Here is a 14,399-nt window from a genome sequence, read left to right on the forward strand (position 1 = left end):
CCTTAAAATCGGAAGGTTGTACGCAGGTTGAACACGTTGGCGTCAATATCGCCCTGACTTCGTGTGACGTCGTTAAAATCCTGACGCAAGGCCTCACCGCTGATGACGAAACTGTCGCCGATGGGATAGGCAATTCCGATGCCGTACACTGCGGCGGTGTCATTTTCCGGTGACGCATCCAATCGGGCCGCGCCCACGACGACATAACCCAAGGCCGGTCCGAAATCATAACCCCCGCGCAACTTAAGGCGGGTCAGACTGTCCACGCTGCCTTCACCCTGCCCCAGATCCAGAGAAAGTCGATTGTATTCCAGCTCACCGCCAAGAACGAAATTACCGAAGTCATGGTCATAACCGACAAGCGGGCCAAAAGTCGTGTCGTTTCCGCCAGAATTATTTGGGCCATCAACATCCGCATAACCAAAGCTGAAGCCCGCATACGCCCCCGTCCAATCCTCTGCATACACCGGTGCAGTGCCGATTGTCAGGCAAGTGGTCATGAGGGCCATCAGGGCTTTCATCAACCTCTCCAAAATTCCTTGCAGCGCGCCCACCAAACGATGGGCTTCATCACATAAAACTTGGTCTGCAATCGTTAAAAATCCATTGAGATCACGGACCACTCTTAAATAAGTGATAGAACCTTAACAGATTTTCCCACATTCGGGAAAAAACTTTACCCCACGGCAAGAACGTGATGCCGACAAGGCACAACACTTCGTTTTTGGCCCCTCAGGTCGCAAACAGGACAGATTGTGCGCCTTCGTATTGAGAAAGTTTGCATCACCAATTGAGGACCCGCATGCAAAGTGACGTTTGGAAGATTCGCCTGATCAGCCGTACCATTGGTGCGGATCGCGGGCGTGCCGCACGGGGGCGACCGGTTGTGGTCTGAGTACACTCACCCTGAACGTACTTTTTCGACCGGACCTTAAAATATGAACGAACAAACCCGAAATTCATCGCGCAGCGGCGGTCGTGCCGCGCGCCGTGCGGCCCGTGCCACAGCGCTGCCCGAACATCTGCGCCCGATCCGCCCCGGCATGGAGGGCGGCATGCTGAAAGTGCTGACCCCGGCGCAGATCGAGCGTATTCACCAAGCCGCGCTGACCGCGCTGGAAACCATTGGTCTGGCGGACGCCCCACAAAGCGGGATCGACTATCTTGTGGGCGCTGGCTGTATCTTGGGTGACGACGGGCGTATCCGCTTCCCCCGCGCCTTGGTCGAAGACACGATCGCTAAGGCCAATCGCTCGGTCACCTTGCATTCAAGAGATGGTAACTCCGATCTGGAACTGTCGGGCAACCGCGTCCACTTTGGTACTGCCGGCGCGGCTGTCAGCATGGTTGATGTTCACGGGCAGGAATACCGGGATTCGACACTTCAAGACCTGCACGACGCGTCCCGAATCTGTGAACAACTTGAAAACATTCACTTTGTTCAGCGCCCGATGGTGTGCCGCGACATCGCCGACAACCTCGAGATGGATTTGAACACGGTCTACGCCACCACGTCAGGAACGTTCAAACATATCGGCACGTCCTTCACCGAACCCAGCCATGTTGCCCCCGCGATCGAGATGCTGCACATGATCGCTGGTGGCGAGGATAAGTGGCGTGAACGGCCCTTTATGTCGAACTCGAACTGCTTTGTTGTTCCGCCGATGAAATTCGCAACCGAAAGCTGCGAAGTCATGGAGGAATGCATCAAAGCGGGCATGCCCGTTCTGCTGCTATCGGCCGGAATGGCCGGCGCCACCGCGCCTTCGACAATCGCCGGTGCTATTGCGCAGGCCACCGCCGAATGCCTGGCCGGGTTGGTTTATGTAAACGCCGTAAGTCCGGGCGCTCCCGCGATTTTTGGCACTTGGCCTTTTGGCCTTGATCTGCGTACAGGTGCGATGTCCATCGGGTCTGGCGAACAAGCACTCCTGACAGCGGGCTGCGCCCAAATGCACCACTTCTACGACTTGCCGGGCGGCGCGGCCGCCGGTGCATCGGATGCGAAACTACCCGACATGCAAGCCGGGTGGGAGCAGATGTGCTCGAACGTCATGGCCGGGCTTTCGGGTTTGAACATGGTGTATGAGTCCGCAGGCATGCATGCCTCGCTGCTGGGATTCTGCCATGAAAGCCTGATCCTCAGCGATGATTTAATCGGGCAAGCGCAACGCTGTGTTCGCGGCATCGAAGTGACGGACGAAACGCTGGCACTGGATCAGATGGCCGAAGTCTGTATCGGAGGACCCGGTCACTATCTGGGAACCGATGCAACGCTGAGCCGCATGCAGGCGGACTATGTCTACCCGACTTTTGGCGACCGGTCGTCTCCGAAGGAATGGGTCGAAATTGGCAAGCCCGATTTGATCGAAAAGGCGGTGAAGCGGAAGGAAGAGATTCTCTCGACGCCGTCTCCCGCCAGATTCGATCCGCTTTTGGATGCCGAACTGCGCGGCAGGTTTAACATTTACTTGCCGGCGTAACCCATTGAAATATGGCGGCCCGTGGGGGTACGGGCCGCCGATGCCTTCGCGGGATTAACCGTTGCTGGGCGGTAGCAACCCTGCTTCCTGCGCGATGGCAATTTCATCTGCGTCCAGCGACCCGTCGCCGTTGGCGTCCATCGCCGAGAAACCATCGGCGTCAACCTCGGGCAGAACGGCCTGAACTTCTTCTATGGTCAGAACTCCATCGCCATTGGTATCCGCCGAGGACTGCGCGGCAGCCATCGCCGGCAGGCCCAATACGAATGCGGAAATGATTGCCAGGTTTTGCGGTTTCATTGTGATGCCTCCTAAGTGGTATTTGTGTGTGTTTTCGTCCGGACAGGCACCACAGACACCAAACCGATGAACGTCGTCACCCCAACCCGGCAACACGCGCTGTTTCGCGCCATTCTCCGCGTGTTTGTCCGAGTCGCGTCTGCAATCAACCGCTGGGCGAAACGTACAATCCACGTTTCGGCGGTTCTTGCCCGATGCGCCTGTGCCGTTCCGGCAAGGCCCTGCCTAAATCACCGACTCGGGGGGCAAAAAGAAAGGGGGCCGAAGCCCCCTGTCAGTTTCGCCATCCAGGCTCCATTCGTTGACCGCCCGGTGTTTTGTTTGCCTGCGGCCTGGACGTCGCATGGGACGAGCGCACCCGTCCCGTGAGAGAGTGGGAAAGAGCAAATATTCCGCCCCACCCTGTTCCCGGTCGACACGGGCATGTCGACCGAGTGGACCAAGGCGTATTTGGTAAGTCTCAACGCCTTGCTCCGTGTTCGTCGGGATCGGACGTCCGAGGGGAAACCCTGATCCCTACACCCCGCCTGACGGGGCGTTTTCCTTAGCTACACCCGCTGGTCGCCCCGCAGGTGTTGCACTTCATGCAGGTGCCATTGCGCACCAGCGTGTAATTTCCGCATTCGCCGCAAGGATCGCCCTCGTACCCCTGCATCTTGGCCTTGGTCCGTGCGTCCATCCCCGTGGCAACGGCAGTTTCCGCAACCGGAGCTTCAAATTGCGCGGCCGGTTCTGCCATGCCGTTCACTTCCGGTTGGCCGCTGTTGAACACCACCAGATCCTGCGGCAGACGTTTGCGCAGATATCCGGTCGAGCTGATTTGTTTCAACACCTCCAAGGACTTGGACGCGGCGCTGTCACTGATTTCTGATACGTTGGACAGTCCGTCTTCTTCGCCGCGGCCCAGATCGTCGAAGGTTGCGCCTTCGGGTTTCACATGGGCCAGATCGGTGCGATCCAGATAAGACACGGCCAGTTCGCGGAAGATGTAATCCAGGATCGAGGTCGCGTTCTTGATCGAGTCGTTGCCCTGCACCATTCCCGCCGGTTCAAACTTGGTGAAGGTAAAGGCGTCGACGAATTCTTCCAGCGGCACACCGTATTGCAGGCCAACCGACACTGCGATGGCAAAGTTGTTCATCATCGCCCGGAAGCCAGCGCCTTCCTTATGCATGTCGATGAAGATCTCGCCCAGCTTACCGTCTTCGAACTCACCTGTTCGCAGATAGACCTTGTGGCCACCGACGATCGCTTTCTGGGTGTAACCCTTGCGGCGATGCGGCAGTTTCTCACGATGGCTGCGGATGATTTCCTTGACGACGACCTTCTCAATAACCTTTTCGGCGAGAACGACGGCTTTTTCATGGGCAGTACCGCTCTCCAGCACCTCTGCCGCCTCGTCGTCATCCTCGACCAGTGCGGCTGCCAGCGGCTGCGACAGTTTCGAACCGTCACGATACAGTGCATTGGCCTTCACACCGAGCGACCAGCTGAGCTCATAAGCCTTCTGGCAATCCTCGATGGTCGCGTCATTCGGCATGTTGATCGTTTTGCTGATAGCACCCGAGATGAAGCTTTGGGCCGCGGCCATCATGGTGATGTGGCTATCAACCCCAAGGAAACGCTTACCTTTCTTGCCGCACGGGTTGGCGCAGTCGAAGATCGAATAGTGCTCTTCCTTCAGGTGCGGCGCGCCTTCCAGCGTCATGGTTCCGCAGACATGGTCGTTGGCCGCGTCGATATCCGCCTTGGTAAAGCCCAGATGGCGCAGCAGATCGAAGGTCGGATCATTTAGCTTGGTCGCCGGGATGCCCAGAACGCCGGTGCAGAAATCCTCGCCCAGTGTCCACTGGTTGAAGACGAACCGGATATCAAAGGCGCTTTCCAGTGCGGCATCCACCTTGGCCAGCTCATTTGGGCCAAACCCGTGACCGGTCAGCGAGGTGTGGTTGATCCCCGGCGCGTTGCCGATGGTGCCGTGACCAACCGCGTAACCCACGATCTCTTCAATCTGAGACGAGGAATAGCCCTGCTTTTCCAGCGCCGACGGCACCGAGCGGTTGATAATCTTGAAGTAACCGCCACCCGCGAGCTTTTTGAACTTCACCAGAGCAAAATCCGGCTCAATCCCGGTCGTGTCGCAATCCATCACCAGACCAATGGTGCCGGTGGGCGCGATCACCGTGGCTTGCGCGTTACGATAGCCGTTCTTTTCGCCAAGGCTCAGCGCCTCGTCCCAAGCCGACATCGCCAGATCGACCAGACGCTTGTCCGGGCAGTTGCCATGGTCCAGAGGCACCGGCTTCACGGCCAGTTTCTCATACCCATCGGTCACACCTTGCGAGGCACGGCGGTGGTTGCGGATGACGCGCAGCATGTTGTCTGCGTTGCGCTCATAGCCTTTGAAGGGTCCAAGCTCTCCGGCAATCTCGGCCGAGGTGGCATAGGCCACACCGGTCATGATCGCGGTCAGTGCGCCACAGATCGCCCGACCCTCATCCGAGTCGTAGCTGTAACCCATGTTCATCAGCAGACCGCCGATGTTGGCATAGCCCAGACCCAAGGTGCGGAAATCATAGGACAGTTGCGCGATTTCCTTGGATGGGAACTGCGCCATCGTGACCGAGATTTCCAGCGTCAGGGTCCACAGGCGCGAAGCGTGCATGTAGTCTTCCGCCTGGAACTCACCATCCTTGAGGAAGGTCAGCAGGTTCATCGACGCCAGGTTACAAGCCGTGTCATCAAGGAACATGTATTCCGAGCACGGGTTCGAACCGCGAATCTCACCATCTTTGGGGCATGTGTGCCATTCATTGACGGTGTCGTGGAACTGAATGCCGGGATCGGCACAAGCCCATGCGGCGTGGCCGACTTTTTCCCAAAGGTCGCGTGCCTTGACGGTCTTGGCAACTTTGCCATCGGTGCGGTTGATCAGTTCCCAATCGGCATCTTTCTCAACTGCGGTCAGAAATGCATTGGTCACGCGGATCGAGTTGTTCGAGTTCTGACCCGAGACTGAGCTATAGGCTTCCGAATCCCAGTCCGTATCGTAAGTCGGGAACTCAATGCTGTCGTGACCCTGCTTGGCATAGTCCAGAACGCGCTTGATGTAAGTTTCTGGGATCGCGACCTTTTTGGCTTCGCGAACCGCGTCCTTCAGGGCGTCATTCTTCTTGGGATCATACGCGTCGTCTTGCGCGCCGTCCCATGTGCGGATGGCCTCGAAAATGCCGTTCAGCATCTTCTCGTGCATCTTCGATCCGGCTACGATCGAGGCCACCTTCTGCTCTTCGATCACCTTCCACTCGATGAATTTCTCGATGTCAGGGTGATCAGCATCGACGATTACCATCTTTGCTGCTCGACGGGTTGTTCCGCCTGATTTGATCGCGCCAGCGGCGCGGTCGCCGATCTTGAGAAAGCCCATAAGGCCTGAAGACTTGCCGCCACCCGACAGCGCCTCGCCTTCTGCGCGCAGATGGCTAAAGTTAGTCCCGGTACCCGAGCCGTATTTGAACAGGCGCGCCTCGCGCACCCACAGATCCATGATGCCGCCTTCGTTCACCAGATCATCGTCGACAGACTGGATGAAGCACGCGTGCGGCTGCGGATGTTCATACGCGGATTTCGATTTGGTCAGCTTGCCGGTCTTGTAGTCGACGTAGTGGTGACCTTGCGCGGGACCGTCGATTCCATATGCCCAGTGCAGACCGGTGTTGAACCACTGTGGGCTGTTCGGCGCGGCGCGCTGGGTCGCCAGCATATAGCGCATTTCATCAAAGTAGGCGCGCGCATCCTCTTCCGTCGAGAAGTAACCTCCCTTCCAGCCCCAATAGGCCCAGGCGCCCGCCAGGCGGTCAAAAACCTGCTTTGAAGACGTCTCACCATCGAACTCCGCGTCATCGGCCGGGACCGAGCGCCACAGAAATTCGGGGACGTCTTTCTCTTTTACTTTCTTCAGCTTAGTCGGCACGCCCGCCTTACGGAAATACTTCTGCGCGATGACGTCGCTGGCAACCTGGCTCCAACGCGTGGGCACTTCGATGTTGTCTAGGCGAAAAACGATGGTGCCATCGGGGTTTCGGATCTCAGACGTCGCTGAGACAAAGTCCAGTTCCGCATAAGCGTCCTGCCCCGGTTTCGTAAATTTCCTGTCAATCTTCATGTCCGCACGCCCTAGATTCAATCAACTTGTCTTTCAGCGTCAGGTCCTCAAGACGCGGACCGATCGCCATGCCGTATAAAATTGGGCGCAATAGACCAGCCGCTGCATTCTGCAGCGCAAAACCGATCAAACGGTTGCACGTTACTATGATGTGCTTTCCGACCCTCGCCCTGTGCCCTATTCTAGCTTTGATACCAGATTTTGTGGCAACCCTTCCGGCCCATACAACTTGGCGTATCGACCCATAGATCGTCAACGCCATTTTTAAGTCATTTTTGATATCTTTTGTGTTGACCCATTTCTGACAACTTGCATCCGGACACCCTGTTCTGATTCCTCCACAGGTTCATCCACCGGGTACACGCAGCGATTTCAAAAACCCGCAGGTTAATTAACTGTGTTTCCCGGCACAGTTATCGGAATTTGATAATCTAACGCTAAGATGTCTAAGTTGGATGAGAATCACGAAGCGGTCATTTTGATCCGCGGCGCTGGGTAAACAGCCAGGCGCGATCACACAAAGGGGAGCGGACAGATGTCGTTGTTACGTTTACTTCCGATTCTGGCCCTGATCGTGGCCTGCACACCACAAGATGTGCGCCCTCCGGCACGCAGCGCCCAGTTCGATGATTTCCCCAAAAGGCTGTTCGACACGTTCAAGATAAGCTGCGACGGCCCGGGTGAACGCTTTGAAAGTACCGGGAATCGGGTTTTCGAATGCACCGAACTTCTACCTCCGGACATGACCGCTTTTCTGATTCTCAACTATGACGGTTACCCTCAGGATCTGCCCAAAAGCGTGATGCGGCTGACAACGATCAAGAACAACTCGGGCTACCGTGTCGATGCCGAGCTGTATTTCAACGTCCCACGCAAAAGCGGCCCGTCGGTCAAAGTACCAGTGGAAAGCGAAACGCTGGATAAGGCGCTTGGCGCGCTTTACCAAGCGTTGGGTGGATCACCAACATAAGTGAAAGAAGTGGTCGGGGCGGCAGGATTCGAACCTACGACCCCCTGTACCCAAAACAGGTGCGCTACCAGACTGCGCCACGCCCCGAACCGTGCGCCTTCCTAACCATGCCAATCTGATTTGAAAAGCCCTAACAGGACCAAATTGCAGGACCTTGCGAAAAAATTTCGTGCCGCATGACGGTTCCGGGCTTAATCGAGTAGCGCGCGGCCAGTCCGGCGTTGATTTCGAGAACCGCAAAGACGGAATCGCCACCCTCGATTGGCGTCAGATCACCGGGAATCGCACCTTGGTGGACATGCGTTACCGTACCGGCCCGATCGAGGAAAATGATGTCCAGGGGAATCAGCGTGTTCTTCATCCAGAACACCACGGGCTGCGGCGGGTCAAAAACGAACAGCATGCCCGAACGGTTTGGCAGCGACTCGCGGAACATCAATCCACGCGACCGATCCTGCGGACTAATCGCCAATTCGATATTGAAACGGATCTGCGCCGAGTCGTTCTTGATGTCGATCTGATCAGGCTTACACGCAGCCCAGGTCATCCCGGACCAAAGCAACAAAACCGCTAAAAGACCCGAAAAAAACTTAGGCATGAAACACTCAGTCGTCCAAAGCAGCTTCCCAGGCCAGTACCTGAGCCGCCATACGTCCACGCTTGCCACTGATGACACGCATCGCGAGGGCCTCGCCCGGCTGCAGATCCGACAGACCAGAGCGGCGCAGAACTTCGATATGCAGGAACACATCTTCACCACGGCCAAAAACATTGGCGAACCCAAAGCCTTTGCCTTTGTCGAACCATTTGACTCGCGCGGCCTCTAGCGGGGCAGCGGCGATCTCAACCGGATCAAGCTCGGCAAAATCAGCCAGCATCATCGTGTCCGTCCGCGCGGGCGGATCGACACTGATGACCTCGACCGCCTGAACACCACGGTCCGTGCGATGGGTCATGATTTCTATGCCCGCACCATCTGCGACCGAACTTTGGCCGAAGTTGCGCAACACATTGACGTGCAACAAAATATCCGGACCGCCCTCATCAGACACAACAAATCCGAAGCCCTTTGCAGGGTCAAACCATTTCACGTGTCCACGGACGCGGTACATGTTGTTCAGATCTTCTGGCACGGCGTTCCCATCGCGAAAATTGTCATTTCGTTAAGGGTCCGATGTGTATGGGAATGGCTCGCAAATTCAAGCTGAAAAAACCTTTTGTTTTCGGCTTCTTGCATTTCACGATACGCGAACGTCATGGATTTAACCTCTGTATCTGCCAGTCGGAACCCACTTGATCCCGCTGCCATCGGAACCTGTCGTGCAACCGAAAGGCCCCATCGGCCCAGAATTCGATTTCGGTTGGCACCAGCCGATAGCCGCCCCAAAACGGCGGGCGTGGCGGGTTCGGGCCCAACTTGGCCGTCACCTTGGCCACCTCGGCCATCAGAACCGAGCGACTGCTGAGAGGCTGAGACTGCTTGGACGCCCAGGCCCCCAATCGGCTTTTTAGCGAGCGGGACGCATAATACTCATCCGCCTGCGGCCCGCTTTCTCTGGTTATTGTACCACGAACTCGGATTTGCCGCCGCAGAGATTTCCAATGCATCACAAAAGCAGCTTTTCCAGCGCCGTCCAACTCGGCCGCCTTGGCACTTTCGTAGTTGGTGTAGAACACAAAAGCTGCCGGTTCGATCTCTTTCAGAAGAACCATTCGCACATTCGGCATACCGTCCGAATCGACGGTCGCCAAAGCAATAGCGTCCGGATCGTTCGGTTCATTCTCTTTGGCCTCAGCCAGCCACCGCCCCGCTATTTCAAACGGATCGGTGCCGGCAAATATGCCGCTACGTTCGCTCATTCCCATCCCCTGGAAACTAATAAAGCCCACCCTAGGGCGAGAACCCGCCACGGGCAAGAGCGCGCGGCCTTGATGCAGCGCACCCAATGGCATAAACCATCCCAACATAACGCGAAGACAGGCGGAGAACCAAACATGTCAAATCAGTTGATGGCCGGCAAACGCGGCCTCATCATGGGACTGGCCAATGATAAATCAATCGCATGGGGAATAGCCCGTGCCTTGTCCGAATCCGGAGCAGAGCTGGCTTTTTCTTATCAAGGCGACGCACTTAAGAAACGCGTTGATCCACTGGCGGCACAACTTGGCAGTGAAATTGTTCTGCCCTGCGACGTCAGTGACGAAGAATCGATTGATGCGCTGTTCACATCTCTGGAAGAGAAATGGGGCAAGCTGGACTTTGTTGTTCACGCCATCGGTTTTTCGGACAAGAACGAACTGCGGGGCCGCTACGTCGACACGTCGCGCGCGAACTTCAAACTGACCATGGACGTGTCGGTCTATTCCTTTACCGCTGTGATGCAACGGGCCGAAAAGATGATGTCCGAAGGCGGCAGCGCAGTCACCCTGACCTATTACGGTGCTGAGCAGGTGATGCCGCATTATAATGTGATGGGTGTCGCCAAAGCTGCACTTGAGGCATCGGTCAAATATCTGGCCGAGGATTTGGGCAAGGACGGTATCCGCGTGAACTCGATCTCGGCCGGTCCGATCAAGACGCTGGCCGCCAGCGGCATCGGCGACTTCCGCTATATTATGAAATGGAACGAGTATAACTCGCCCCTGCGTCGCAACGTGACCATCGATGATGTTGGTAAATCGGCACTGTATCTGCTGTCGGACCTCAGCAGCGGTGTAACAGGAGAAAACCTGCACGTGGATTCGGGTTATCACATTGTCGGCATGAAAGCCGTCGACGCACCTGACGTCGAAAAGGGTTAATGACATGAGCGCCAAGGATCGCCTGCCCCACGAAAAAGGGTTTCACATCAGCTGGGATCAGATCCACCGTGATTCCCGCGCCTTGGCCTGGCGTCTGGACGGGCAAGGCCCGGATGACGGCGCATGGCGCGCTGTTGTGGCCATCACCCGTGGCGGTATGGCGCCTGCGATGATCGTCAGCCGCGAGCTGGACATTCGCACCGTCGACACAGTCAGCGTGCGCTCGTACCACCATCAGGACCAAGGCGAAGCCGAGGTGTTGAAAGCCCCCGATGCCCAGCTGATGCGCGACGGCGAAGGTATTCTGATCATCGACGATCTGGTCGACAGCGGCAAAACGCTGGAGCTGGTGCGCGCAATGTACCCCAAGGCGCATTTCGCGACAGTTTACGCCAAGCCCAAGGGTCGTCCGATGGTGGACACGTTCATCACCGAGGTCAGCCAGGACACCTGGATCTTTTTCCCTTGGGATATGGCCCTGCAATATGTCGAGCCCTACCGCGGGACCGACTAAAAGAACCCTCTCAACCCACAAAGAGTGAGGCAAAGCCTTACAAAGGACAGGCCCGTCATGACCCAGTCCCGTACCACCGCGACATTTGCCCCTCCGGTCATGGAGGCGCGGCGCTGGTTGGAGGGGGTGGAGTTTCCTGATGACCGTCCCCTGATCAACGTCAGCCAGGCGGCCCCGGTCGATCCACCGCCCCTGGCGTTGCGCGAAGCGATTGCTAGCTTTGCCGTGACCGAAGACAGCGCCCATCTTTACGGGCCGGTTCTGGGCAATCCTGCCCTGCGATCTGAACTCGCCCTTCAGATCGGGTCGCATTATGACACGCTGGTGTCCAGCGATCAGGTGGCAATCACCTCGGGCTGCAATCAGGCATTTGCGGCTGCGGTCACAGCGATCACCGATCAGGATGACGAGGTGATTGTTCCAACGCCCTGGTACTTTAATCACAAGATGTGGCTGGACATGGCAGGCGTCCGAACCGTGGATCTGCCAACCGATGACGCTCTGCTGCCCGATCCGGACGCAGCCCGTGCTCTGATCACTGACAAAACCCGCGCTATCGTTCTGGTGACCCCGAACAATCCCGGCGGAGTGGAATACCCTGCCCCTTTGGTGCGCGCATTCTTTGATCTTGCGCAAGAGGTCGGCATCCGGCTGATCGTGGACGAAACATATCGGGACTTCGACAGCCGCAGCGGCCCACCGCATGACCTGTTCGCCCAGCCTGACTGGGATCAAACCCTGATCCACCTCTATTCCTTTTCCAAAGCATACAGGCTGACCGGCCACCGTGTCGGCGCGATTGCGACCGGCACTGACCTGCTATCCGAGATTGAAAAGTTTTTGGACACAGTCGCCATCTGCCCAAGCCAGATTGGCCAGCACGCAGCCCTTTGGGGAATGCAGAACCTGTCGCAATGGCTGGCAGGTGAACGGGATGAGATCCTCGACCGCCGCGCCGCAATTGCCGAGCTGTTGCCAAGCCTGACGGACAAGGGTTGGCGGCTGCTGGGTCTGGGCGCTTATTTCGCCTATTTCGAACACCCGTTCGATATCCCATCGGACGAACTGGCCCAACGACTGGTCCCCGAGGCCGGCATCCTGCTGCTGCCCGGCACAATGTTCATGCCCGAAAATGATGCGGCCGGAAAACGTCAGGTTCGTATCGCATTTGCCAATCTGGACCGCGCCGGATTGGGGCAATTGTTCGAACGGCTGGCTGCTCTGTCCTTCTGAGCTTGCTCCCCGACGGTGCGCGTCGTATTCAGGGCCGCAACCGACAGGGCAGTTACCTGCCGACAAAAGCACGAAGAGGGCACAATGGCCGCAGGCGTAAAAAAGTTATCAAAGACCTTTGTCTGGATTCTCATGGGCCTTTTGATGCTCGGACTTGCAGGGTTTGGCGCAACCAGCCTCTCTGGCACCGTGCGTTCGGTGGCCCAAGTCGGGAATGAGGATATCTCGGTTGATGACTATGTCCGCGAGCTGCAGCGCGAAATTCGCGCGGTTGAACAACAGACAGGCCAGCCTTTGCAAATGTCGCAGGCCATTGAATTTGGTCTGGATCGTCTTGCCTTGTCGCGCCTGACGGCTTTAGCAGCGCTGGACAATGAGGTCGGTTTGTTGGGTATCTCGATCGGTGATGAGAACCTGCAGGAAGAAATTGTTGCGATTCCGGCTTTTCAGGGCGTCAACGGCACATTTGACCGCGACGCGTATCAGTTCCAACTGGAACAGGTCGGCATGTCAGACACCGAGTTCGAATCGGACCTGCGCAAGGAAACATCCCGCACAATCGTGCAGAGTGCCGTGGTTAGCGGTGTGAAGATGCCCGAAACCCTCACGCAGGTGTTGACCGACTACGTTGGTGCCCGCCGCAGCTTTACCGTCGCAACTTTGGCGCCTGACGCCCTGCCCGCACCTGTTGCCGCCCCGACCGACGAGCAGGTCCAAACGTTTTATGATGAGAACACCGAGCTGTTCGCCCTGCCGCGCACCAAAAAGCTGACGTATGCGATCCTGTCACCCGAAATGCTGCTCGACGACGTGGAAGTCGACGAGGATTCGGTAAAGCGTTTGTACGAACAGCGCGCAACTGAATTCCAACAGCCCGAGCGTCGCCTAGTTGAACGCCTGACCTTTCCGGATCAAGAAGCAGCACAAACTGCCATGGCTCAGCTAGAGGTCGGCGGAGCAACCTTCGAACAACTGGTTCGGGATCGCCAACTTGAGCTCAGCGATATCGACCTTGGCGACGTCACCCGCGAGGATCTGGGCGAAGCAGCCGATGGTGTCTTTGCTGCCGATCTGGACGCTGTTGTCGGCCCGCTGCCTTCCACCTTCGGACCGGCGCTGTTCCGCATCAATGGCTCGCTTGCCGAAAACAACACGTCGTTTGAAGATGCCGCCCCTGCCCTGCGCGAGGAATTGGCAGCCGATCGCGCCCGCCGCCAGATTGAGGCGCAGGCCGAGGATATCAATGACCTGCTGGCCGGTGGCGCGACTTTGGAAGAACTGACCTCCGAGACCGAAATGGAGTTGGGCCAAATCGACTGGAGCGCGCAAACCGGTGAAGGCGTGGCCGCCTATGACGGGTTCCGCAGCGCGGCCGAAGCCGTACAGGACGGCGACTTCCCCGAGGTTGCGTTCCTCGAGGACGGCTCGATCTTTGCTCTGCGTCTGAACGAGGTTCTCGAACCCCGGCCGGAACCGATTGATTCTGCGCGTGACCGCGTTGTTGCCGCCTGGACCCAGGCCGAAACCAACAAGGCGCTGGAAGAACAGGCAAATGCTGTTCTGGAGCAGGTGCAGACCGATGGTGAGTTTACGGCTACCGGATTGCCGTTCCGCGTCGAAAACGCCCTGACCCGCACGGCCTTTTTGGAAGATGTACCTGCAGACTTCATGACTCAGGTCTTTGAAATGGAGCAAGGTGACCTGCGCGTCATTCCCGGTGCCGGAACCGCGTTTATCGTGCGTCTGGATGAACTGTTGCCACCTGCCGAAACAGATGAGCTGCGTCAGGTCCAAGCGGCCCTTACCGCGCAGCTGGATCAGGCTTTGGCACAGAACATCTTTGATGCGTTTGTCCGCGATGCACAGGTCCGTGCCCGTCCCGTCGTAGATCAGCAGGCCCTGAATGCTGTTCAGGCGAGCTATTAAAAGAGA

The 14,399-nt window shown here is 57.3% G+C and carries 12 protein-coding genes and 1 tRNA gene; 6 read left to right on the forward strand and 7 right to left on the reverse strand.

The window, feature by feature from the left end:
• Positions 1-2 precede the first annotated feature (2 nt).
• A complete protein-coding gene (locus tag AC2FD9_RS03890) occupies positions 3-521 on the reverse strand; it encodes an outer membrane protein (protein ID WP_282118362.1) in 519 nt (172 codons plus the stop codon).
• A gap of 417 nt (positions 522-938) precedes the next feature.
• On the opposite strand from AC2FD9_RS03890, the gene AC2FD9_RS03895 reads away from it, so the two are divergent.
• Positions 939-2,483: a trimethylamine methyltransferase family protein gene (locus AC2FD9_RS03895; RefSeq protein WP_058278025.1), complete on the forward strand. Its 1,545-nt coding sequence runs from the start codon at positions 939-941 to the stop codon at positions 2,481-2,483.
• A gap of 54 nt (positions 2,484-2,537) precedes the next feature.
• Here the strand turns inward: AC2FD9_RS03895 and AC2FD9_RS03900 are convergent, their stop codons facing one another.
• Together AC2FD9_RS03900 and AC2FD9_RS03905 are read right to left on the reverse strand one after the other, a co-directional pair.
• Positions 2,538-2,783 carry an EF-hand domain-containing protein gene (locus tag AC2FD9_RS03900; protein ID WP_108859061.1) on the reverse strand — a complete coding sequence of 82 codons (246 nt, stop codon included), beginning with the start codon at positions 2,781-2,783 and terminating at the stop codon, positions 2,538-2,540.
• Positions 2,784-3,327: 544 nt separating this feature from the next.
• Positions 3,328-6,948 carry a vitamin B12-dependent ribonucleotide reductase gene (locus AC2FD9_RS03905; protein ID WP_496835471.1) on the reverse strand — a complete coding sequence of 1,207 codons (3,621 nt, stop codon included), beginning with the start codon at positions 6,946-6,948 and terminating at the stop codon, positions 3,328-3,330.
• Between the two features lie 535 nt (positions 6,949-7,483).
• Between AC2FD9_RS03905 and AC2FD9_RS03910 the strand changes: the two genes are divergently transcribed.
• Positions 7,484-7,918, forward strand: coding sequence for a hypothetical protein (locus tag AC2FD9_RS03910; RefSeq protein WP_496835473.1), 435 nt, complete (start codon positions 7,484-7,486; stop codon positions 7,916-7,918).
• Positions 7,919-7,928: 10 nt separating this feature from the next.
• On the opposite strand, the gene AC2FD9_RS03915 is transcribed toward AC2FD9_RS03910, so the two are convergent.
• From AC2FD9_RS03915 to pdxH, 4 genes are all read right to left on the reverse strand, one after another.
• Positions 7,929-8,005: transfer RNA gene (locus tag AC2FD9_RS03915), tRNA-Pro, on the reverse strand.
• 43 nt (positions 8,006-8,048) lie between these two features.
• Positions 8,049-8,516 (reverse strand): DUF192 domain-containing protein, encoded by a 468-nt coding sequence (locus AC2FD9_RS03920; protein ID WP_472723842.1) that lies wholly within the window; start codon positions 8,514-8,516, stop codon positions 8,049-8,051.
• Between the two features lie 7 nt (positions 8,517-8,523).
• Complete coding sequence (locus tag AC2FD9_RS03925; RefSeq protein WP_369934646.1) at positions 8,524-9,030, reverse strand: cold-shock protein; 507 nt, start codon at positions 9,028-9,030, stop codon at positions 8,524-8,526.
• 142 nt (positions 9,031-9,172) lie between these two features.
• Positions 9,173-9,778 carry a pyridoxamine 5'-phosphate oxidase gene (gene pdxH / locus AC2FD9_RS03930; RefSeq protein WP_109311823.1) on the reverse strand — a complete coding sequence of 202 codons (606 nt, stop codon included), beginning with the start codon at positions 9,776-9,778 and terminating at the stop codon, positions 9,173-9,175.
• A gap of 135 nt (positions 9,779-9,913) precedes the next feature.
• Between pdxH and fabI the strand changes: the two genes are divergently transcribed.
• From fabI to AC2FD9_RS03950, 4 genes are all read left to right on the forward strand, one after another.
• Entirely contained in the window at positions 9,914-10,720 is an 807-nt protein-coding gene (gene fabI, locus AC2FD9_RS03935) for an enoyl-ACP reductase FabI (RefSeq protein WP_108858520.1), read from the forward strand.
• 4 nt (positions 10,721-10,724) lie between these two features.
• Positions 10,725-11,234, forward strand: a complete 510-nt coding sequence (gpt, locus tag AC2FD9_RS03940; RefSeq protein WP_058271741.1) for a xanthine phosphoribosyltransferase — start codon at positions 10,725-10,727, stop codon at positions 11,232-11,234.
• 57 nt (positions 11,235-11,291) lie between these two features.
• A complete protein-coding gene (locus AC2FD9_RS03945) occupies positions 11,292-12,467 on the forward strand; it encodes an aminotransferase (protein WP_496835475.1) in 1,176 nt (391 codons plus the stop codon).
• Between the two features lie 84 nt (positions 12,468-12,551).
• Positions 12,552-14,393, forward strand: a complete 1,842-nt coding sequence (locus AC2FD9_RS03950; RefSeq protein WP_282118357.1) for a peptidyl-prolyl cis-trans isomerase — start codon at positions 12,552-12,554, stop codon at positions 14,391-14,393.
• Positions 14,394-14,399 lie beyond the last annotated feature (6 nt).

Source organism: Ruegeria sp. YTSC230 (assembly GCF_059609665.1).

Coding starts and splice junctions, on each gene's coding strand:
- gpt (WP_058271741.1), top strand. CDS start 10,725: ATGAGCGCCAAGGATCGCCTGCCCCACGAAAAAGGGTTTCACATCAGC.
- AC2FD9_RS03920 (WP_472723842.1), bottom strand. CDS start 8,516: ATGCCTAAGTTTTTTTCGGGTCTTTTAGCGGTTTTGTTGCTTTGGTCC.
- pdxH (WP_109311823.1), bottom strand. CDS start 9,778: ATGAGCGAACGTAGCGGCATATTTGCCGGCACCGATCCGTTTGAAATA.
- AC2FD9_RS03905 (WP_496835471.1), bottom strand. CDS start 6,948: ATGAAGATTGACAGGAAATTTACGAAACCGGGGCAGGACGCTTATGCG.
- AC2FD9_RS03890 (WP_282118362.1), bottom strand. CDS start 521: ATGAAAGCCCTGATGGCCCTCATGACCACTTGCCTGACAATCGGCACT.
- fabI (WP_108858520.1), top strand. CDS start 9,914: ATGTCAAATCAGTTGATGGCCGGCAAACGCGGCCTCATCATGGGACTG.
- AC2FD9_RS03950 (WP_282118357.1), top strand. CDS start 12,552: ATGGCCGCAGGCGTAAAAAAGTTATCAAAGACCTTTGTCTGGATTCTC.
- AC2FD9_RS03945 (WP_496835475.1), top strand. CDS start 11,292: ATGACCCAGTCCCGTACCACCGCGACATTTGCCCCTCCGGTCATGGAG.
- AC2FD9_RS03900 (WP_108859061.1), bottom strand. CDS start 2,783: ATGAAACCGCAAAACCTGGCAATCATTTCCGCATTCGTATTGGGCCTG.
- AC2FD9_RS03895 (WP_058278025.1), top strand. CDS start 939: ATGAACGAACAAACCCGAAATTCATCGCGCAGCGGCGGTCGTGCCGCG.
- AC2FD9_RS03925 (WP_369934646.1), bottom strand. CDS start 9,030: ATGTACCGCGTCCGTGGACACGTGAAATGGTTTGACCCTGCAAAGGGC.
- AC2FD9_RS03910 (WP_496835473.1), top strand. CDS start 7,484: ATGTCGTTGTTACGTTTACTTCCGATTCTGGCCCTGATCGTGGCCTGC.